Genomic DNA, 407 nt, shown 5'->3' with positions numbered 1-407 from the left:
GGAAAGCTGGTTGCGTGAAAAAATGAAAACGCTGTCGCGACACTCGGAGCTGGCAAAGGCGTTCACGTACACCCTGAACCAGTGGCCGGCCCTGACGTACTATGCAGAAAACGGCTGGGCCGAAGCCGATAATAACATCGCTGAAAATGCGCTGCGGATGGTCAGTCTGGGTCGTAAAAACTGGTTGTTCTTCGGCTCAGACCACGGTGGTGAGCGGGGAGCGTTGCTGTACAGTCTGATCGGGACGTGCAAACTGAACGGCGTGGATCCAGAAAGCTACCTTCGCCATGTCCTTGACGTCATAGCTGACTGGCCGGTCAACCGGGTCAGCGAGCTGCTACCCTGGCGCATCACACTGCCAACTGAATAACACATCCCCGTCAATACGGTTCTCGCTGTACGCTTAC

The 407-nt window shown here is 55.8% G+C and carries 1 protein-coding gene; it reads left to right on the top strand.

All coding sequences use genetic code 11. The annotated features are described in order from the left end of the window. The coding region (locus HX884_RS26805; protein WP_139157233.1) for a transposase at window positions 1-370 on the top strand (370 nt) is incomplete at its 5' end. Window positions 371-407 lie beyond the last annotated feature (37 nt).

It is taken from the genome of Enterobacter sp. SECR19-1250, assembly GCF_013391025.1.
In the GTDB taxonomy this organism is placed as follows: domain Bacteria; phylum Pseudomonadota; class Gammaproteobacteria; order Enterobacterales; family Enterobacteriaceae; genus Enterobacter; species Enterobacter cloacae.
Note: the sequence above shows the minus strand (reverse complement) of the source record. Positions and strands in the feature narration are given on the sequence as shown.